Source organism: Streptomyces sp. NPDC055099 (assembly GCF_053607685.1).
Window position 1 is genome coordinate 818,316 of the sequence record NZ_JBSGUA010000002.1, and the last position, 18,524, is coordinate 836,839.

Below are 18,524 nucleotides of genomic sequence, written 5' to 3' on the forward strand. Positions count from 1 at the left end.
TGCGACGGCGCGTTCTGGTCCCCCGTACGGGCGGTGCCCGCTGGATCACCCACTCCGCCACAAATCTCCCTCGACTACACATAAAGAAAAAATAAGAGCAGAATGGATATGCGCGACATCCCGCCGCGCGAGGTGTTCAGGCCTGCACGAAGCAGAGGAGACGAGTCTCATGGCCGACGTCTCACACAGGGGAGACATAGCCGCTCACCCTGACGTATCCGAAATGCGGGATCGATACGCCCGCGTACTCGGTGGAAAAGATGTGGCGCTCGTGGACGGACCTGTGTTCCTCACGGGTCTCTTCTGTGCCATCTCCCCCTGGGTGGTCCACTTCACCACCAGCCAGCCGGTCCTCACGACGCACAACCTCATCATGGGCATCGCGATCGGCCTGCTGGGCCTCGGATTCACCGTCGCGCCCGCCAGGATGTACGGCCTGAGCTGGGCCATGTGCGCCATGGGCGTATGGATGATCGTGTCGCCGTGGGTCGTCGGCACGAGCCCTGACGCGGGCGTCATCCTCACCAACATCATCATCGGCGGCCTCACCGTCCTGCTCGGCCTCGTGTGCATCGGCGCGGCGGCGAAGGAGGGCCGCCGGATGAACACGAGCTGACACGGAAAGGCGCGGCCACACAAGCGCGGCGGCCCCCGGACCGGCGGAGAGCCGGGAGCCGCCGCCGGTCGTGCGAGCGCGTCAGGCGGCGCGGCTCACGCGCCCCTGGTGGCCGCGGATGATGTCGGCGTAGCGCAGCCCGCTGCCCTTGACCGTGCGGCGCTGCGTCTCGTAGTCGACGTACACCAGGCCGAACCGCTTGTCGTAGCCGTAGGCCCACTCGAAGTTGTCGAGCAGCGACCACGCGTAGTACCCGGCAAGGGGCGCCCCCTTGCGGGCCGCGCTCGCGCAGGCGGCGAGGTGGCGCACCAGGTAGTCGGTGCGTTCCTGGTCGTCGATCGTTCCGTCGGGGCGTACGACGTCGGGGTAGGACGAGCCGTTCTCGGTGACGTACAGCTTGCGTGCCCCGTACTCGTTCGTCAGGCGCAGCAGGAGCGTCTCGATGCCGCTCGCGTCGATCTCCCAGTCCATGCCGGTGCGGGGGACTCCCTCGCGGCGCACCTGGTGGGCGTAGGGCGCGGGGCCGGCGGGGTCGTCGGTGACCACGGCCGGGAAGTAGTAGTTCAGGCCCAGCCAGTCGAGCGGCTGCGCGATGGTCGCCAAGTCGCCCGCTCTCTCCGGCAGTTCGACCCCGTAGACCTCTCGCATGTCGGCGGGGAAGCCGCGGCCGTGGGCCGGGTCGAGCCACCAGCGGTTGGTGTGGCCGTCCACCCGGCGGGCGGCGGCCACGTCCTCGGGGCGGTCGCTCGCGGGCTCGACCGTGGAGAGGTTGTTGACGATGCCGATCTGCGCGCCGGGCGCCGCGGCGCGGATCGCCTGGGTGGCCAGGCCGTGCCCGAGCAGCAGGTGGTACGAGGCGCGTACAGCGGCGGTCAGGTCGGTCAGGCCCGGTGCCATCCGCCCTTCGAGGTGACCGATCCAGGCCGAGCAGAGAGGTTCGTTCAGCGTCGCCCACTGGGTGACGCGGTCGCCGAAACGTTCGGCGGCGATGGACGCGTACGCCGCGAAGTGCTCGGCGGTCTCCCGCTCGGGCCAGCCGCCGCGGTCCTGGAGTACCTGCGGCAGGTCCCAGTGGTAGAGGGTCACCGACGGGGTGATGCCGGCTTCGAGCAGGCCGTCGATCAACTGGTCGTAGAAGTCCAGGCCCTTGGCGTTGGCCGGTCCGTCGCCGCCGGGCACGACGCGCGGCCAGGCGAGGGACAACCGGTAGGCGTTGGTGCCCAGTTGTCTCATCAGCGCGATGTCCTCGCGCCAGCGGTGGTAGTGGTCGCAGGCCACGTCGCCGTGGTCGTCGTTGTCGATCTTTCCGGGGGTGTGCGAGAAGGTGTCCCAGATCGAGGGGGAACGGCCGTCCTGGGTGACGGCCCCCTCGATCTGGTACGCCGATGTGGCCGTGCCCCACGCGAAGTCGTGCGGAAGTGCGGCAAGGTCGATGAGCTCGGACACGGACGTCCTTTCAGACGGGGTGGCGGCAGTGGTGGCCGGGGGGTGGGTCACTTGACGGCTCCGGCGGTGAGACCGGCGACCAGATAGCGCTGGAGCAGCAGGAAGCCCGCGACCACCGGCACGCTCACGACCAGCGACGCGGCCATGATCTGGTTCCAGTAGACGTCGTTCTGGGTGGAGTAGCCCTGCAGACCGATGGCGAGGGTGCGGGTGGCCTCGTTCGTCATGACGGAGGCGAAGAGCACTTCTCCCCACGCGGTCATGAACGCGTAGACGGCGACCGCGACGATGCCGGGGATCGCGGCGGGGACGACGACCCTGAAGAGCGCGCCGATGGGACCGCAGCCGTCGACGAGCGCCGCCTCGTCCAGGTCGCGCGGCACCGAGTCGAAGTACCCGATCAGCATCCAGATCGAGAACGGCAGCGAGAAGGTCAGATAGGTGAGGATGAGCCCGGCCCGCGAGCCGAACAGGGCGATGCCGGTGGCGTTGCCGATGTTGACGTACATCAGGAACAGCGGGAGCAGGAACAGGATGCCGGGGAACATCTGGGTGGACAGGACCGTCACCGTGAAGACGCGTTTGCCGCGGAACTGGTGGCGGCTGACGGCATAGGCGGCGAAGACGGCGATCACCACCGAGCAGACGGTGGCCGCGCCCGCCACGATCAGCGAGTTCATGAAGTAGTCGGCGAGCGGGACGGTGTTCCAGATGTCGATGTACGGGCGGATGGTGAGCCCGCTCGGCATCCAGCGGAACTTGCCCGACACGTCTTCGAGGGGCTTGAGCGAGCTGGACACCATCACGAACACCGGCAGCAGCACGAAGCCCGTGAGCAGCGTCAGGAAGATCCGCCGTGACCAGTGGAACGAGCGGGGCGCCGCCATCGGCGACCGGGGTTTCGCGGCCCCGCGGGATCGCACCGCCATGCGGGCGCTAGACATGAGCGGACTTCCTCTCGCGTGACGTGACCCGCAGATAGACGCCCGTCACCACGAGCAGGAACAGGAGCAGCAGGACGGATATGGCGGAGCCGGTGCCGAAGTTCCAGGTGACGAACGAGGACTGGTAGATGTGGATCGAGACCAGGTCCGCGGCCTCGGGCGCCGACCTGCCGAACAGGACGTACGGCGTGTTGAAGTCGTTGAACGTCCACAGGAACAGGACGAGCACGAGGACCTGGTTGACGGGGCGCAGGGACGGCAGCGTGATGCGGCGGATCTGCTGCCACATGCCGGCGCCGTCGAGTGCCGCCGCCTCGTACATGTCCTTGGGGATGTTCTGCAGCCCGGCCATCAGGATGAGGAAGGCGAACGGCCAGCCCTTCCACACCGAGACGGTGAGCAGCGCGACGAAGCTGTTGTCGCCGATGAGCCAGAACGGTGCGCTGTCGGTGAGGCCGAGCTGATCGTGGAGCACGTGGTTGATGAGGCCGTTGTCGCGCTGGAACATGAAGCCCCAGGTGATCACGGCGGCGTACACGGGCAGTGCGTACGGGACGAGGAAGAGCGCCCTGAGGAAGCCGCGCCCCTTGAACGTCTCCTGCAGATAGATCGCGGCGGTCGTCCCGATCAGCCAGCACAGGCCGACCGAGAGCACCGTGAACGCGCAGGTGACGAGGAAGGAGTGCAGCAGCGCCTCGCCGACCGGCGCGTCGAAGTCCACCGCGATCTTGTAGTTGTCCAGGCCGGACCAGGGCGCGGCGCCCCAGTCGCGGATGAAGAACTGGGTGAGCTCCTTGAAGCTCATCACGATGCCGATGACGATCGGCAGCAGATGGACGAGGAGTTCGAGCAGGAGGGCGGGAAGCAGCAGGAGGTAGGGCAGGCCGATGCGGCGGAGCCGCCCGGGACGGCGGCGCGGGCCGCGCTCCGTCTTCGGGGCGGTCGCGGACGGCTCCTTGGGGCCCTGCACGACGGTCGTGCTCGTGGTGGTCACGGATGTGTCGCTCACTGCTGGGACATCTGCTGCTGAGCCTTGACCAGTTCGGCCTTCACCGACGCGGTGGTCACCTCACGGCCGGCGGCCGCGTTCGCGAAGAGGTTCTTGACGGCGGTGCCGACCGCGGTCTCGAACTGTGACTCGTTGGCCACCTGGGGCAGGGGCGCCGCGCTCTTGGCGAGGGTGTCGCGCAGGACCTTCAGCTCGGGACGGTTGAAGGCGGGGTCCTCCTGGGCCGCCTTGACCGGCGGCACGGAGCCGTAGGACTTGCAGAGGATCTTCTGCTCGACGTCGCTCGTCATGAACTTCACGAACTTCAGCGAGCCGTCGATGTTCTTGGTGTTCTTGAAGACGGCCATGTTGATGCCGGCGACCATCGAGTTGGTGGCCTCGCCCTGGCCCGGCGTGCCGGACTCGACGGGCACGGGCGCCACGCCCCACTCGTCGTCGCTCATGCCCTGCGACTTGAAGGTGGTGGCCGCCGCCTGCCACAGCACCATCGCCGTCTTGTCCTTGGCGAAGTCGCTCAGGGACTGGTTCTGCGCGTACTCGGCGTTGCCGGGCGCGATGATCTTGTCCTTGCCCATCATGTCGACGTACTGCTTCACGGCCGCGACCGCGCCGTCGGAGGTGAAGTCGGGCTTTCCCTCCGGGGTGAAGAAGTCGGCGCCGTGCTGCTTGCCGAGCGCGAAGACCTGGTGGATGTTGTTGGAGAGGTTCGCCCCCTCCGCGCCCAGGGCCCACTTGCCGCCCTTGGAGATCTTCTTGCCGTCCTCGACCAGCTCGTCCCAGGTGGCGGGCGGCTTGTCTATGCCGGCCTCCTTGAACATCTTTTTGTTGTAGTAGAGGGCGTACGCCATGGAGTACAGCGGCACGGCTGCCGGGTCCTTGTCCGGCGCCCCGGCCGAGCCGAGCGCGGACTCCACGAAGCGGTCCTTGCCACCGATCTTGTCGAAGTTCTTCTCGTCCCAGGGCAGCAGGGCTCCGCTGGCCTGCAGTGACGCGCTCCAGGTGTTGCCGATGTTCAGGACGTCCGGCCCCTGACCCGAGGTCGTCGCGGTCAGGATCTTGTTGAGCAGCTCCGACCAGGGGATGACCTCGAGCTTGACCTTGATGCCCGTCTTCTTCTCGAACTTGTCGAGTTCGGGCCTGAGGATCTTCTTGTCCGCCTCGATGTTGGGCCCTTGGTTCGACGCCCAGTACGTCAGCGTCTTCGGTGAGTCGTTGGACCCCTCTCCGCCCGTCGTCGAACCGCCTCCGCAGGCGGTCGCGGTGAGGGCGAGCGAGAGGGTGGCGGCGCCGACGGAGGCGGCGGCTCGGAATCTGCGCATGGCTCCAGGTGTCCCTTCCGGAGGGAGTCATGGGGCGGATGGCCAACACCGGACCGAACCGGCGCTGCGTTCAACTCCTGAATGACCTCATGACTTAATTTAGGACGTGAGTTAAACCGGCAGGGAAGATACCGTCAAGGGGTCACACAGAACCAACTTCGGGGCAGGACAGGCCGGAAGGAACCACATGGCTGGGCAGCGCAACGGGCGTACGGTGCACGACCTGCGGCGGGAGAACCGCGCCGCCGTACTGCAGCGGTTGTACTTCGAGGGACCGATGAGCCGCTTCTCGCTCGGCCCCGCCACCGGACTGAGTTCAGGTTCCATCAGCAACGTCGTGGCCGAGCTGGTGGCGGAGGGGTGGGTGGAGGAGGCCGGCAGCGTGGAGTCCGACGGTGGACGCCCGCGTACGCTGCTGCGGGTCGCACCCGGCCGGGGTCAGCTGATCGGCGTGGACGTCGGCGAGACCCGCGTACGCGTCGAGCTCTTCGATCTCTCGCTGTCCGAACTCGCGCGCGCCGAGCGGCCGTTGACGCTGAAGGGCCACGACGTCGGCGGCATCACCGAGCTCATCCGTGACGGCATAGGAGAAGTGCTCGGCGCCGGGGGTGTCACGGAGGAAGGTCTTTTGGGCGTCGGGATCGGCGTGCCCGGAATCGTCGCGCGCGACAGCGAACTCGGTGCCGTCGTGCACGGCCAGACCATCGGCTGGAACGCGGTCCCGCTGGAATCCCTGCTGCGGGACACCGGCCGGGGCGAGGCCCAACTCCCGGACTCCGTGCCCTACTTCATCGACAACGGCGCCAAGACCCTCGGCCAGGCAGAGATGTGGTTCGGCGCGGGGCGCGGGACGCGCAACGCGGTGGTGGTCCTGTTCGGTTCGGGTGTCGGCGCGTGCGTCGTCACCGAGGACTTGGAGCAGGGCCGCGCCCTTGAATGGGGGCATCTCACGGTGCGCGTACAGGGCAGACGGTGCCGGTGCGGGTCCCTGGGATGCCTGGAGGCGTACGCGGGGGCGGAGGCGCTGCTCGAACGGTGGCAGGAGGCGGGCGGGCGCCCGCCCGAGGACACCGACGAGGAGAGCGCGCTCACCGCCATGCTCAACGCCGCCTACCCCGAGGGCAGCGAAGCGGCCGATCCGACGGCCCTTGCGGTGCTCGAAGAAACCGCTGAGTACCTGGGCGCGGGGCTCGCCGACCTGATCAACCTCTTCCAGCCGGAGCGAATCCTCGTCGGCGGCTGGGCCGGACTCCAGCTCGGGCAGCGCTTCCTGAGCGCGGTGAAGCGCCACATCCCGACCTACGCGCTGTCCTACCCGGCGGGGCGCGTCGCCATCGACCTGGGCCGCCTCGGCCCGGACGCGGTGACGGTCGGCGCCGCGACGCTCCCGCTGGCCGACTTCTTCGCCCGGGGCGGCCGCCGCGCCGCACCGGCACGGGAAGCCGAACTGCCGGGCTGGCAGACGTCGTTGCAGGGGCGCACGCCGTCCTAGGACTGCCCTCCTGGGACTGTCCTCCTAGGACTGCCTTCCGGGGACGCGGGAGGCGCGCGGGGCGTCCTGGGCGGTCGCGCCCTGACCGAGGAGGGTCACGGCCTCCCTCGACGGCGAGTCCGGCTCGGTGACGGCGAGCACCAGATGCTGGTCCTGCGCCTGAGGGAGGTGAAGGCTCTGCTGGGTGACGGTGAGGGTACCGACCAGGGGGTGGCGCATCTCGTAGCGGGCGAAGTCGCAGGGATGCACCCGGTGGCCGCTCCACAGCGCGGCGAACTCCGGTGATTTGACGGTGAGTTCACCGATGAGCGAGGTCAGCAGCGCGTCGTCGGGATGGCGCCCCGCCACCATCCGCAGGTTCTCGACGACGGCCCTGGCCTTCGCCGTCCAGTCGACGTACAACGCGCGGGTGTGGGGGTCGAGGAAGAGCATCCTGGCGAGGTTGGGACGCTCGGCAGGCCGCTGGGGGCTGTCGGGGCTCAGGTGTGAGGCGAAGAGTGCGTGACCCAGGCGGTTCCAGGCGAGCACGTCGGTGCGACGGCCGCTGACCAGCGCCGGAACGCTCTCCAGGGTGCTCAGCAGATGGAGCGTGGTGGTCCCCGCCTGCTCCGCCCGCGCCCGACGGGCCGGGGTCCGCCTCCTGCCCGCGTCGGCGAGGTCGTACAGATGCCGCCGCTCCGACTCGTCGAGGCAGAGGGCCCGCGCCACGGCGTCCAGGATCTCCGGGGAAGCTCCCACCGACTGTCCCTGCTCCAGCCTCGTGTAGTACGAGGCGCTGACCCCGGCGAGCAGCGCCAGCTCTTCCCTGCGCAGGCCCGCCACGCGCCGCCGGTCGCCGTAGTCCTTGAGACCGACGTCCGCGGGACGCAGCTGGGAACGCCGTGCGTACAGGAAGTCGCCGAGTCGGCCTCGCTCGCTCATGTCCCCCAGTCTGCACCGGCTCCCGCACGGCAGCCTGACCCTGTCCGGGGTAGGCAGCGGCGGGTCTGGCCCGCCTGCGCGGACCCGACGACGGTGGTGCTCCGACATCCACCCCCGGCCACGGAGCACCGATGGACCAGAACCACCAGATCGACCAGTTCGACGGGATCGACCAGACGCATCAGATCGAACTCGGCAACGTCACCGTCACCCGCGTCAAGGAGTACTACGGCCCCGTCGACATGACGCCCGGCCAGTTCCTCCCCACCGTCCCGGAGGGCGCCTGGCGCGACGACGTCGCCTGGCACCCGCCGCACTTCCTCGACCCGCGGACGAACATCGTCAACTCCGCGGTCCAGAGCTGGCTGCTGCGCAGCGAAGGGAAGACCATCGTCGTCGACACGGGCGTCGGCAATCACAAGGAGCGCCCGCCCGTACTCCCCGGTGTGGAGCCACCTGCGCACCGACTTCCTGGCCGGCCTGGCACGGGCAGGCGTCGCGCCCGAGGACGTCGACATCGTGATCAACACGCATCTGCACGTCGACCACGTCGGCTGGAACACCCGCCTGGACGGCAGGGACTGGGTCCCCACCTTCCCGAACGCCACCTATCTGCTGCCCAAGGACGACTACGACTTCTGGAATCCCGAGAACGGCCACAAGGCACGGCTCGGCCGCGGCAACCAGAACGTCTTCGAGGACAGCGTCGCCCCCGTGCACCGCGCGGGACAGGTGCGCCTGTGGGAAGGAAGCCACCGGATCGACGCCGCTCTGCGCCTGGACACGGCGCCCGGCCACACCCCGGGATCGAGCGTTCTCACCCTCGTCAGCGGTACGGACCGCGCGGTCTTCGTCGGCGATCTGCTGCACAGCCCCGTCCAGCTCGTCGACCCGGACCACAACAGCTGCTTCTGCGAGGACCCCGTCGGCGCGCGCACCACGCGCCGTCGGATCCTGGGCTGGGCGGCCGATCACAACGCGCTCGTCGTTCCCGCGCATCTGGGAGGCCACGGCGCCGCCGAGGTGGAACGTTCGGGCAGCACGTTCGCCATCAAGGGCTGGGCGCCCTTCACACCGTACGAGCACGAGCGCACGGATGGGGTGACGGCGGCATGACCACCGAGCACCGCCCCGGGGCCCGTCCCGGCTCCAGCACCAGCACCAGCACCACCGTGGTCACTGCGCAAGGAGCGGTGGCCGGCGCCCGGCACGACGGCTACACGGTCTTCCGCGGCATCCCGTACGCCGCTCCCCCGGCCCGCACCGGCCGCTTCGCCGCACCTCAGCCGCACGCCCCGTGGGAGGGCGTGCGGGATGCGACGGCAGCGGGGCCCACCGCGCCGCAACCCGAGCGGAACCTGGGCGCCATCGACATGTCGCCCTACTTCGGCCCCGGCTGGGTCCCCGGGGAGGATTACCTCACCGTCGACATATGGGCCCCCGAGCACCCCGTCACCCGCGCCCAGGCCGCCCTGCCGGTCATGGTCTTCGTCCACGGTGGAGGCTTCGTGGCGGGTTCGACCCGGGCGGGTCTGTACGACGGCACCGCCTTCGCGCGCAGCGGTGTCGTCCTGGTGACCGTCAACTACCGCCTGGGGATCAGCGGTTTCCTCGACCTGCCGGGAGCCCCGCGCAACCGCGGCCTCCTGGACGTCCTCGCCGCCCTGCGCTGGGTGCGGGAGAACATCGCCGCGTTCGGAGGCGACCCCGGCCAGGTGACACTATTCGGCCAGTCCGCCGGTGCCACCCTCACCGGGGCCGTCATCGCCGCCCCGGAGAGCAGGGGGCTCGTGCGCCGCGCCATCGTGCAGAGCGGCAGTGGCCTCGGCGCCTTCTCGCCCGAACAGGCCGCCCGCGTGACGGAGGCGGCAGCGGCGGCCCTGGGCATCGCGCCACGTGCCGACGCCTTCGAGGCCGTCCCGGACGCGCGCTTGGTGGACGCCATGGCTCACCTCGGCGGGATCGACCTGCGGACCCCGACCGCGTACGACCCGCTGATCGGGCTCAGTCCGTTCAGCGTGGTCGCGGACCGTCAGCCCGCCGACGCCGTCGCCGCCGGAGCCGGGAGCGCCGACATCGATCTCCTCATCGGCACCAACGCGGATGAGGGCAACCTCTACCTCGTCCCCTCCGGAGCCCATGCCCACTCGACGGCGGAAGACGTCCGTGCCGTAGCCCAACTCTCCCACCCGGACCCGGACTTGCTCGTCGCCACCTACCGCGCCGCGCACCCCGGGGCCTCCCCCGGACAGCTGCGCTCGGCCGTCATGGGCGACGCGCTGTTCGGCAAGGGAAGCTGGGCCCTGGCCGACGCACACGCCGAGCGGTCGTCCGGCGCCACGTACTGCTACCGGTTCGACTGGCGCTCCCGTGCCTTCGACGGACTGCTCGGGGCCACCCACGCGATGGAACTCCCTTTCGTCTTCGGCCTCGCCCCGGACCGGCTGGCCCAACTACGCGGTACCGACGCGCTGTTCGGCCCCGGTCTCCCACCTGCTGATCTGGCTCCCCGCATGCACGCCGCCTGGATCCGCTTCGCCCGCGACGGCGATCCCGGCTGGGCTCCGTACGACACCCGTCGCCGGATCACGACGGTCATCGACCGCCGCTGGACGGTTCACGAGGATCCGCGCGGTGACATCCGCCGGGCCTGGAGGCGGTGAGCGGCCGGCGCACACGGGTCGGGCGGCGGGCCGTGTCTGCCGAAGAGACGGTATGAACTCAATGCTCGACCGGGCCGCCGTCTTCCTCTTTCCCGACACCGAGGGTCACCACGGCGTGCTGCCCCCGCTCCTCGTCGTGCTGACCTTCGTCACGGGCCTTGTCGACGCCGTCAGCTATCTGGGCCTCGACCGGGTCTTCGTCGCCAACATGACCGGCAATGTGGTCTTCCTGGGCTTCGCGCTCGCCGGTGACGTGCAGCTCTCGGCGACCGCGTCGCTGCTCGCGGTCGGCGCGTTCGTTGCGGGGGCGTGGGCGGGCGGTCGGATCGCGCCGCGGGTCGCGCGGCCGCTGCGGCTGTTCGCGCTCCTCGTCGGCGCGCACGCCGTGCTGGTGGCGGCGGCTCTGCTGCTCGACCTCGCCGCCGACGCACGGCATGCCCTGATCGTGCTGCTCGCGCTCGGCATGGGGCTGCAGAACGCCGTGGTCGGCAAGCTCGCCGTACCCGACCTGACCACCACCGTCCTGACGCGCACCCTGACCGGCCTGGCATCCGACCGGCTCGGCCCGGCGTCCGTACGAAGGGCCGTGGCCGTCGCCGCGATGTTCGCGGGCGCCCTCGTGGGCGGGCTGCTGCAGATCCACCACGGCACGGTCGCCGCGCTGGCGCCCGCGCTCGCGCTGCTGGCCGCCGTGACCCTGGCGGCGGCCCTGCCCGGCGCGACGGCACCGCGTGCGGGCTGAGCGCTACGGCGCCTTCTCGACGAGCCGGGCGAGGTTCGCCAGCGCCATGCGCGTCCCGGTCTCGTTGTCGGCGGCGGGGACGCTGTCGGGGATTCCCTCGTGCAGGATCTGGACGTCGGTTCCGCCGCCGGCCGCGTCGGTGAGCGTGGTCGTCATCATCATCGTGCCGCCCAGGCCGGGGTCGTCGGTCTCGAATGCGAGCACCTCGACCACCCGCTCGTCCGGCACGAGCCGCGCGAAGTGGCCGTGGTACGTGTCGGTGTGCGAGGCCGATTTGCCGGTGCCCGACTGCCCTTCGTAGGTGAGCGAGACACGGAAACGTCCGCCTTCGCGGGCGTCGAAGGCGTGCACGTGGCTGCTCATGCCGTCCGGGACGCGCCAGCGGGCGATGGCGTCCGGGTCGAGGAGCGCGCGGTAGACGGCCGCACGCGGGGCGTTCACATGCCCGGACACCTGTGTCGAGTACATGCGGGCCAATCTAGGATGCCGGCCGCTCGCACGGGAGGTCGTCCTCCTGCGGAAGTTTGCGCCCCAGGCGTGCCAGTGGGGACAGGGCCATGAACAGGGGGGACAGGGCCAGACAGACGGCCGTCAGGAGCAGACTCGTGCGCAGGCCCCACGCACCGGCCAGGAATCCTCCGAGGAGCGATCCGACGGGCGTCAGGCCCATGCCGACGAAGTTGATGGTCGCGACGACGCGTCCCTGCATCGGCACGGGGGTGATCGCCTGCCGTACGGCCATGAGCGTGACGTTGACCAGCTGGCCGAAGGCGCCGAAGACGAAGTTGACCGCCATGAGCGAGCCGATGGTGACGGCCGTGGATCCGTGCAGGGCCGGCACGCAGAGCATCACGCCGTCGGCGAGTACCGCCGAGGCCACCACGACCCTGCCGTGTCCGAACCTCTCCGGAAGCCTCGCCGCGAGCAGCGAACCCACCACCGCGCCCGGTCCCATGGCGGCGAGCGTCAGGCCGACCGCCAAACCCGACAGGTGCAGTTCGCGTGGCAGGAAGAGCAGGTAGACGGTCATCACGGCCGCGAACGAGAACTGGAAGAGGGCCGAGGCGAGCCCCACTGACCGCAGCGACGGATTGCCGACGACGAAGCGGAGACCTTCCTGGATCTGTCGCCGCACACGCGGAGGCCTGTCGGACTGAGCCCGCGGCGGCAGCACCTCCTGGCGGCGGATGCGGCGGATCGACACGAAGGACACCGCGAAGGAGAACACGGCGGCCAGGGTGGCGACCGGCGCGGAGAACAGCGACACCAGGGCGCCGCCGAGTGCCGGCCCCCCGATCTGCGCGGCGGATCTGCTGCCTTCGAGCGCGCTGTTGCCGCTCAGCAACTGATCACGCCTCAACAGCCGTACCAGCGACGCCTGATAGGCCACGTCGAAGAACACGCCGAGGACACCGACGAGGAAGGCGACCACCAGGAGCGCCGGCATCCCGAGCACTCCGAGCAGATACGCGAGGGGGATCGCGGCAAGCGCGAGGGCCCGCCCGAGGTCCGCGACGACCATGACGTCGCGGGCGCGGCGCCGGTCCACCCACGCCCCGGCGAAGAGCGAGAAGAGCAGGATCGGCGCCTGCTCCACCGCGCGGAGGGCGCCGAGCTGACCCGCGCCGACGTCGAGCGCCAGCACGGCGACGAGCGGCAGCGTCACTTGACCGGCCTGCGCCCCGAGCTGCGAGGCCGTCTGCCCCGACCAGAGTCTGCGGAAGTCGGTGTCACGCCACAGGCTGGAGCGATGGCGCGCGGAAACGGCACGAGAAGCGGACGGCACAGGGAGCCCCTTGAGGCAGAGAGGGTGACGCGGTGCCGCAGCTCACGGGCAGCACGCGATGACGGGCCGACGACGGCCCACGACGTCAACGCGCGCTTGGGCGACCGGGCATCTCAACTCTCCAAGGGGTAAGTGGTGTTGGCAGGCTACCCGTCGGCCGCGCGGCCTCGGAAACGCTTTTCCCGGGGCTCCGCGTACCCTCGGCGCATGACCCGCCGCACGCCGCCGCGCCCCGTGGACGTGGAGCGACTCTTCCCCGAGGTCGCGCGCTTCAAGAAGGAGGCGGTGCGGCTCCACCCGCGCGCGGGCGACCCGACGTACCGCGAGAGTTCCGTCGGCGGTCCGCTGCTCTGGCCCGCGCGGGAACCATGGCCGGTGTGCGACGAGCACGGCGGGGCGCCGATGGTGGCCGTCGCGCAGATCTACCGGGCCGACGTCCCGGACGTCGTCGCCTTCCCGCAGGGGTGCGACGTGCTCCAGGTGCTGTGGTGTCCTCGGCGGCACAGCCACGGTCCGTGGGTCGTGCCCCACATCCGCTGGCGGGCGGCGGCCGAAGTGCGCCAGGTGCTGGAGGCTCCGCCGGTTCCCGCGCGGCGGCACGAGAACTACGTGCCGCGCCCCTGCGTCGTACATCCGGAACGGGTGACGGAGTACCCGAGCTGGGACCTGGCGGACACGATCTGGGATGCCCTGGAGGGGCGGTTCGAGCAGGTGGAGCAGGAGACCGGCTGGGACTACCAGTACCACCTGTCCACCGCGCCCGGCACGAAGCTGGGCGGGTACCCCGGCTGGGGCCAGGACCCGCAGCCCGCGACCTGCAGGCGGTGCGGCCGGCCGATGGAGCACCTGCTGACGTTCGAGAGCACCGAGGGCGACGCCGAGGCCTGGGCTCCTGTCGAGGACCGCGGGGTGCGCATCGAACACGCCGGGATGATGTTCGGCGACATGGGCGGGGTCTACCTCTTCGAGTGCCTCACCTGCCCGGACCGCCCGAACACGCACCGCGCCGACTGCGCGTAGCCCCGACCGGGGCAAGGCCGGTCGGGGCTGTGCGTCATCGGCGCCGTGATGTCAGGCAGCGGCGGGCGTGGCCTGCTGGGTGAGGCGGGCGACGACGTCGGTGAGGGCGGTGACCACCTCGGAGTCGTCGGCCGGGTGCGTCTCGGCGAAGCGGGTCAGGGAGGCGGGGATGGACAGCTTGACGTCCTCCACGACCACGCCGCCCGCGATGCCCGCGGCCTTGCGGGCGTCGTCCTGCGCCCACACGCCGCCGTACTGGCCGAAGGCGGTGCCGACGACGGCGACCGGCTTGCCGGAGAGCGCACCGGCGCCGTACGGACGGGACAGCCAGTCGATGGCGTTCTTGAGCACGGCGGGCATGGTGCCGTTGTACTCCGGCGAGAAGAGGAGGAAGGCGTCGGCGCTGCCGGCCGCCTCGCGCAGGCGGGCCGCGGCGGCGGGGACGCCGCCCTCGACGTCGACGTCCTCGTTGTAGAAGGGCACGTCCGCGAGACCCTCGAACAGCTCGACGTCCACACCTGCGGGCGCGTGCTTGGCGGCGGCCTCGGCGAGCTGGCGGTTGTGCGAGCCGGCGCGGAGGCTGCCGACGAGGGCGACGATGCGTACAGACATGGCGGAACTCCTGAAAAGTGGGGGCGGGACTCTCACATACGGAAAAACGAATCAAGCGGACCGAGGTCCGTTTAAAGTTGTACCACCTATCCGGACCGCGGTCCACTTAGCGGCTCGGGGCGCTACGCTGGATTCATGACCGGCTCCGTTCTCCCGCCCCTCCCCTCGCCCGACAGACCGGGCGGGTCGACCGAGCTCGCCCTCACTCCGGTGGGCGAACCGCCGTCGCTCAGGGCCGACGCGGCGCGCAACCGCACGCGGCTCCTGGAGGCCGCCTCACAGCTGATGGCGGGGTGCGGCGCCGCGCAGCTGACCATGGACGCGGTGGCCACGGCGGCAGGGGTCGGCAAGGGGACCGTCTTCCGGCGCTTCGGCGACCGCACCGGGCTCCTGGTCGCCCTGCTCGACCACCGCGAGCAGCAGCTCCAGGCCGCCTTCCTCTCCGGTCCCGCCCCGCTGGGTCCCGACGCCCCGGCCCTGGAGCGGCTGCACGCGTTCGGGCCCGCCCTGATCCGCCACGAGCGCGACCACCACGAACTAATCCTGTCAGCACGGACCGACCCCCTGCGGGCCTACGCGGTCCCGGCGAACCGGCTGCGGCTCACGCACGTCACGATGCTGCTGCGCCAGGCGGGCGCCGCGGGCGACGCCGAACTCCTCGCGCACACCCTGCTCGGATCGGTCGACGGCGTCCTCGTGCATCACCTCACCGTCGAGCGCGGCATGCCGCTCGACCGTGTGGACGCCGCGTGGCACGACCTCGTCACCCGGCTGGTGACGTCACCGTCCTCGCACTCCTGATTCCACCGCCCCGTAGAGGGCGTGCGGCGCGCCCGTCGCCAGGGCCCAGTAGCGGTCCCCGTACGACCAATGCCACCACTCGGTGGGGTAGTTGACCAGGCCCGCCTCCCGCAGGGCCGTTCCGAGGATCTCCCGGTTGCGACGGGCCTCGGCGGAGATGTCGACGGCGTCGGTGTAGCAGGCGCCCTCGCTCTCCTCGGGGTCCGCGTTCATCCGGGTGCCGAGGTCGAGTTCGTGACCGTCGACCTCGGCGAGGGTGAGGTCCACGGCGGAACCCGCGCTGTGCGGTGCGATCTCCGGCGGGGAGACATAGCGGCTCGCCGCCGCGCGAAGGCGTTCGGCGGGCCAGCCGGGATGCAGGGCCCCGAGCCGGCCCTCGTACTCCTCGAAGTAACCGCGTTGCAGCCACGGCGGCCGGTAGCCCTCGACGAACAGCAGGCGCAGCCCGTCGGGCAGCAGCGTCTGGGCGTGCAGGAGGCGGATCAGGACGCCTTCGCGCAGGCGGGCGAAGGCATCCTCTGGGTCCTGGGCGCGCGTGTCGACCAGGAGCGCGCTCTCTTGGCGTACGTCCACCAGGCGCTCACCGCACTCCCGGACCGGAACGGCGGCGACCTTCGGGTCGGACATCAGCGTGATCTCGCTCAGATTCATGGAGTGATCATCGTCTACACGCCGATCGCGCCGTCGATCCGCTCGCGGAGCAGGTCGGCGTGGCCGTTGTGCCGGGCGTACTCCTCGATCATGTGGAGGAGCACCCAGCGCAGCGACACCGTTCCGCGCCACCCGTCCTCGCCCTCGATGTCGAGGTCGGGCGCTTCGGCCACCAGGCGGTCGGCGAACGCCACCTCGGCACGCCAGGCCTCCCACGCGGCGGCGATGACGGCCGGATCGGGGACGGCGCCGTCGAAGTCCTGGTCAGGGTTTTCCTCGGAGCCGAAGAGGGGCGGCGCTTCTTGGCCGGCGAGCACGCGCCGGAACCACCGACGCTCCACGTCGGCGAGGTGCCGGACGAGACCGAGCAGCGAGAGCGTGGAGGGTGCCACGGACCGCAGGGCCAACTCGGCCTCCAGGCCCGCGCACTTCAGCTCCAGGGTCGTGCGCTGGGCCGCGAGGAACTCGACGAGCATGCGCCGCTCGTCGCCGGTGGTGGGCCCGGACAGCCGGCCGTCCCGCTCTTCGTCCACGAACAGTTCCGCACGTCTGCGCCCGCTGGTCATGCCGCCATCCAATCCCGGGTGTCACGTCCGGGGCCAGCCATTTTCGGCGGCCTTACGCCCATGTGGTCGCGCTGTCATGCCGACGTGGCGAGGAACTGGGTCGCCGCCAGCTCCCCGTACAGCGGGTCGGCCGCCACCAGCTCCTCGTGGGTGCCGGAGGCGCGGACCCGCCCCGCGTCCATCACCACGATCCGGTCGGCCAGCGTCACCGTCGAGAGGCGGTGCGCCACGACGAGGACCGTCACCTCACGCGACACCTCGGCGACCACGTCTCGCAGGGCCAGTTCGTTCACCGCGTCGAGCTGCGAGGTCGCCTCGTCGAGCAGCAGGAGGCGCGGCTTGCGCAGGAGGGCCCTCGCGATGGCCACGCGTTGGCGTTCGCCACCGGAGAGCTGGGAGCCGCGGTGACCGACCAACGTCTCCAGGCCGTCCGGCAACCGGTCCACGAGTGCGTCGAGCCGCGCCCGTACGAGAACCTCCCGTATCTCGTCGTCGGTCGCGCCGGGCGCCCCGAAGAGGAGGTTCTCGCGCAAGGTGCCCGCGAGGACGGGCGCGTCCTGCTCCACATAGCCGATGACGGAACGCAGTTCGGCGAGCGGCCACTCCCGTACGTCGCGGCCGTCGACCAGTACGCGGCCGTCCGTGACGTCGTAGAACCGCTCCAGCAGGCCGAAGACGGTGGTCTTGCCCGCGCCCGAAGGGCCGACGAAGGCGGTCATGCCGGGGCCCGGGACGTCGAAGCTCACGCCGTGATGGACGTACGGAAGCGTCTCTTGGTAGCGGAAGGTCACGTCCTCGAAGGCCACCGCGGCGGGACCGCGCCGCCCCGCGTCCGCGGCGGGCTCGGTGACGTCCTCCGTCTCCAGGCGCTCGGCACGGACGATCCGCGCGATGGCCGCGGAGCCGACCTGGTACTGCGAGACGCCCTCGACGAGCCGGGAGACCGGGTCGATCAGGTAGAAGAGGAAGAGCAGGAAGGCCACGAGCGTCGAGACCGAGATGGCGCCGGACGCGACGCGGGCGCCGCCGATGCCCAGGACGGCGAGGAAGGAGACCTGCACCGCGAAGCCGACCGAACTCCACGCCACCGCCTGCCACTTGGCGGAACGCACCCCGTGCCGCCAGGCCTCCTGCGCGGCGGCGCGGACGGCTGCGGTCTCGCGCTCCTCGGCGCCCGACGCCTTGAGCGTGCGAAACGCGCCGAACGCCCGCTCCAGCGCGGTCGAGATCGTGCCGACCGCTTCCTGGGCCCGCTCGGTCGCCCGCGCGATCTTCGGCATCACCAGGGCCACCGCGCCGCCGATGAGCACGATCACGCCGAGGGTGACGCCGAGCAGGACGACGTCCATGAGGCCCATCATCACGATCGTCGCGACGAAGGTGAGTCCGCCCGCGACGGCGGACACCACGGACTGGGTGGTGACCGCGCGCAGCAGTGTCGTGTCCGAGGTGATGCGGGACATCAGGTCGCCGGGCTGGGTGCGCTCCACCTCCGGCAGGCGCAGTCGCAGGAGGCGTCCGATCAGGGTGCGCCGGGCCGCCAGCACCACGGATTCGGCGGTGCGTTCAAGGACGTACGCGCCGATCGACTCGATGGCGGTTCCCAGGACCACGAGGGCGGTGAGCAGGACGATGATCCCGGTGATCGAGTCGTCGCTGCCGAGGCGGTCCACCAGGGCTTTCGCGGCGAGCGGCTGGGCGAGGCCGGTCGCGGCACCGATCAGCGTGCACAGGGCGCCGAGCGCGACGACCCAGCGGTGCGGGCGGATGTAGCGGTACAGCGCCCGCCAGGTCTCCCCCGCGGAAAGCCGCTCCTGCCCCGGTCCCTGTGGCGCCGGCCTGTGGTGGGCCGGCTGCTCCTGCTCGTTCTTGGTCACGTGGGACAGGACGCCGACGACGGCCGATCTGCCTGAGCGGCGGCCCGGACCTTCGCCCC

17 protein-coding genes and 1 pseudogene are annotated in these 18,524 nt (G+C 70.7%); 7 read left to right on the top strand and 11 right to left on the bottom strand.

Annotated elements, in window-relative coordinates:
- Positions 1-169 precede the first annotated feature (169 nt).
- Positions 170-616, top strand: a complete 447-nt coding sequence (locus tag ACWFRU_RS07985) for an SPW repeat protein (protein WP_453685242.1) — start codon at positions 170-172, stop codon at positions 614-616.
- Between the two features lie 81 nt (positions 617-697).
- Here ACWFRU_RS07985 and ACWFRU_RS07990 read toward each other — a convergent pair whose 3' ends face one another.
- From ACWFRU_RS07990 to ACWFRU_RS08005, 4 genes are read right to left on the bottom strand one after another with little or no spacing between them, the layout of a single operon-like run.
- Entirely contained in the window at positions 698-2,062 is a 1,365-nt protein-coding gene (locus tag ACWFRU_RS07990; protein ID WP_453685243.1) for a GH1 family beta-glucosidase, read from the bottom strand.
- A 47-nt stretch (positions 2,063-2,109) separates the two neighbouring features.
- Complete coding sequence (locus ACWFRU_RS07995) at positions 2,110-3,006, bottom strand: carbohydrate ABC transporter permease (protein WP_453685244.1); 897 nt, start codon at positions 3,004-3,006, stop codon at positions 2,110-2,112.
- Positions 2,999-3,976, bottom strand: a complete 978-nt coding sequence (locus tag ACWFRU_RS08000; protein ID WP_453685293.1) for a carbohydrate ABC transporter permease — start codon at positions 3,974-3,976, stop codon at positions 2,999-3,001. The genes ACWFRU_RS07995 and ACWFRU_RS08000 overlap by 8 nt, the downstream gene beginning before the upstream one ends.
- Positions 3,977-4,011: 35 nt before the next feature.
- Positions 4,012-5,334, bottom strand: coding sequence for an ABC transporter substrate-binding protein (locus ACWFRU_RS08005; RefSeq protein WP_453685245.1), 1,323 nt, complete (start codon positions 5,332-5,334; stop codon positions 4,012-4,014).
- A gap of 187 nt (positions 5,335-5,521) precedes the next feature.
- On the opposite strand from ACWFRU_RS08005, the gene ACWFRU_RS08010 reads away from it, so the two are divergent.
- Positions 5,522-6,826, top strand: coding sequence for an ROK family protein (locus ACWFRU_RS08010; protein WP_453685246.1), 1,305 nt, complete (start codon positions 5,522-5,524; stop codon positions 6,824-6,826).
- A gap of 24 nt (positions 6,827-6,850) precedes the next feature.
- Here ACWFRU_RS08010 and ACWFRU_RS08015 read toward each other — a convergent pair whose 3' ends face one another.
- Entirely contained in the window at positions 6,851-7,747 is an 897-nt protein-coding gene (locus tag ACWFRU_RS08015) for a helix-turn-helix transcriptional regulator (protein ID WP_453685247.1), read from the bottom strand.
- A 131-nt stretch (positions 7,748-7,878) separates the two neighbouring features.
- Between ACWFRU_RS08015 and ACWFRU_RS08020 the strand changes: the two are divergent.
- The 3 genes and pseudogenes from ACWFRU_RS08020 to ACWFRU_RS08030 all read left to right on the top strand — a co-directional run bounded on the left by ACWFRU_RS08020 (position 7,879) and on the right by ACWFRU_RS08030 (position 11,152).
- Positions 7,879-8,863: pseudogene (locus ACWFRU_RS08020) on the top strand (MBL fold metallo-hydrolase).
- A complete protein-coding gene (locus tag ACWFRU_RS08025; protein WP_453685248.1) occupies positions 8,860-10,410 on the top strand; it encodes a carboxylesterase/lipase family protein in 1,551 nt (516 codons plus the stop codon). Before ACWFRU_RS08020 ends, ACWFRU_RS08025 begins: the two are co-directional and overlap by 4 nt.
- Positions 10,411-10,462: 52 nt before the next feature.
- Positions 10,463-11,152 (top strand): YoaK family protein, encoded by a 690-nt coding sequence (locus ACWFRU_RS08030; protein WP_453685249.1) that lies wholly within the window; start codon positions 10,463-10,465, stop codon positions 11,150-11,152.
- 3 nt (positions 11,153-11,155) lie between these two features.
- On the opposite strand, the gene ACWFRU_RS08035 is transcribed toward ACWFRU_RS08030, so the two are convergent.
- Positions 11,156-11,620, bottom strand: a complete 465-nt coding sequence (locus tag ACWFRU_RS08035; protein ID WP_453685250.1) for an SRPBCC domain-containing protein — start codon at positions 11,618-11,620, stop codon at positions 11,156-11,158.
- A gap of 10 nt (positions 11,621-11,630) precedes the next feature.
- Complete coding sequence (locus tag ACWFRU_RS08040) at positions 11,631-12,938, bottom strand: MFS transporter (protein WP_453685251.1); 1,308 nt, start codon at positions 12,936-12,938, stop codon at positions 11,631-11,633.
- A gap of 207 nt (positions 12,939-13,145) precedes the next feature.
- On the opposite strand from ACWFRU_RS08040, the gene ACWFRU_RS08045 reads away from it, so the two are divergent.
- On the top strand, positions 13,146-13,958 hold the full coding sequence (locus ACWFRU_RS08045; RefSeq protein ID WP_453685252.1) for a DUF1963 domain-containing protein: 813 nt from the start codon (positions 13,146-13,148) through the stop codon (positions 13,956-13,958).
- 51 nt (positions 13,959-14,009) lie between these two features.
- On the opposite strand, the gene ACWFRU_RS08050 is transcribed toward ACWFRU_RS08045, so the two are convergent.
- Positions 14,010-14,570 (bottom strand): NAD(P)H-dependent oxidoreductase, encoded by a 561-nt coding sequence (locus ACWFRU_RS08050; protein ID WP_453685253.1) that lies wholly within the window; start codon positions 14,568-14,570, stop codon positions 14,010-14,012.
- A 135-nt stretch (positions 14,571-14,705) separates the two neighbouring features.
- Here ACWFRU_RS08050 and ACWFRU_RS08055 point away from each other — a divergent pair, with 135 nt between their 5' ends.
- Positions 14,706-15,371 (top strand): TetR/AcrR family transcriptional regulator, encoded by a 666-nt coding sequence (locus tag ACWFRU_RS08055; protein WP_453685254.1) that lies wholly within the window; start codon positions 14,706-14,708, stop codon positions 15,369-15,371.
- Here the strand turns inward: ACWFRU_RS08055 and ACWFRU_RS08060 are convergent.
- From ACWFRU_RS08060 to ACWFRU_RS08070, 3 genes are all read right to left on the bottom strand, one after another.
- Positions 15,351-16,016 carry a M15 family metallopeptidase gene (locus ACWFRU_RS08060; RefSeq protein ID WP_453685294.1) on the bottom strand — a complete coding sequence of 222 codons (666 nt, stop codon included), beginning with the start codon at positions 16,014-16,016 and terminating at the stop codon, positions 15,351-15,353. The genes ACWFRU_RS08055 and ACWFRU_RS08060 overlap by 21 nt on opposite strands.
- Before the next feature lie 20 nt (positions 16,017-16,036).
- On the bottom strand, positions 16,037-16,588 hold the full coding sequence (locus ACWFRU_RS08065; protein ID WP_453685255.1) for a DinB family protein: 552 nt from the start codon (positions 16,586-16,588) through the stop codon (positions 16,037-16,039).
- A gap of 74 nt (positions 16,589-16,662) precedes the next feature.
- A complete protein-coding gene (locus ACWFRU_RS08070; RefSeq protein WP_453685295.1) occupies positions 16,663-18,369 on the bottom strand; it encodes an ABC transporter ATP-binding protein in 1,707 nt (568 codons plus the stop codon).
- Positions 18,370-18,524 lie beyond the last annotated feature (155 nt).

Coding starts and splice junctions, on each gene's coding strand:
- ACWFRU_RS07985 (WP_453685242.1), top strand. CDS start 170: ATGGCCGACGTCTCACACAGGGGAGACATAGCCGCTCACCCTGACGTA.
- ACWFRU_RS07995 (WP_453685244.1), bottom strand. CDS start 3,006: ATGTCTAGCGCCCGCATGGCGGTGCGATCCCGCGGGGCCGCGAAACCC.
- ACWFRU_RS08005 (WP_453685245.1), bottom strand. CDS start 5,334: ATGCGCAGATTCCGAGCCGCCGCCTCCGTCGGCGCCGCCACCCTCTCG.
- ACWFRU_RS08010 (WP_453685246.1), top strand. CDS start 5,522: ATGGCTGGGCAGCGCAACGGGCGTACGGTGCACGACCTGCGGCGGGAG.
- ACWFRU_RS08015 (WP_453685247.1), bottom strand. CDS start 7,747: ATGAGCGAGCGAGGCCGACTCGGCGACTTCCTGTACGCACGGCGTTCC.
- ACWFRU_RS08025 (WP_453685248.1), top strand. CDS start 8,860: ATGACCACCGAGCACCGCCCCGGGGCCCGTCCCGGCTCCAGCACCAGC.
- ACWFRU_RS08030 (WP_453685249.1), top strand. CDS start 10,463: ATGAACTCAATGCTCGACCGGGCCGCCGTCTTCCTCTTTCCCGACACC.
- ACWFRU_RS08035 (WP_453685250.1), bottom strand. CDS start 11,620: ATGTACTCGACACAGGTGTCCGGGCATGTGAACGCCCCGCGTGCGGCC.
- ACWFRU_RS08045 (WP_453685252.1), top strand. CDS start 13,146: ATGACCCGCCGCACGCCGCCGCGCCCCGTGGACGTGGAGCGACTCTTC.
- ACWFRU_RS08050 (WP_453685253.1), bottom strand. CDS start 14,570: ATGTCTGTACGCATCGTCGCCCTCGTCGGCAGCCTCCGCGCCGGCTCG.
- ACWFRU_RS08055 (WP_453685254.1), top strand. CDS start 14,706: ATGACCGGCTCCGTTCTCCCGCCCCTCCCCTCGCCCGACAGACCGGGC.
- ACWFRU_RS08065 (WP_453685255.1), bottom strand. CDS start 16,588: ATGACCAGCGGGCGCAGACGTGCGGAACTGTTCGTGGACGAAGAGCGG.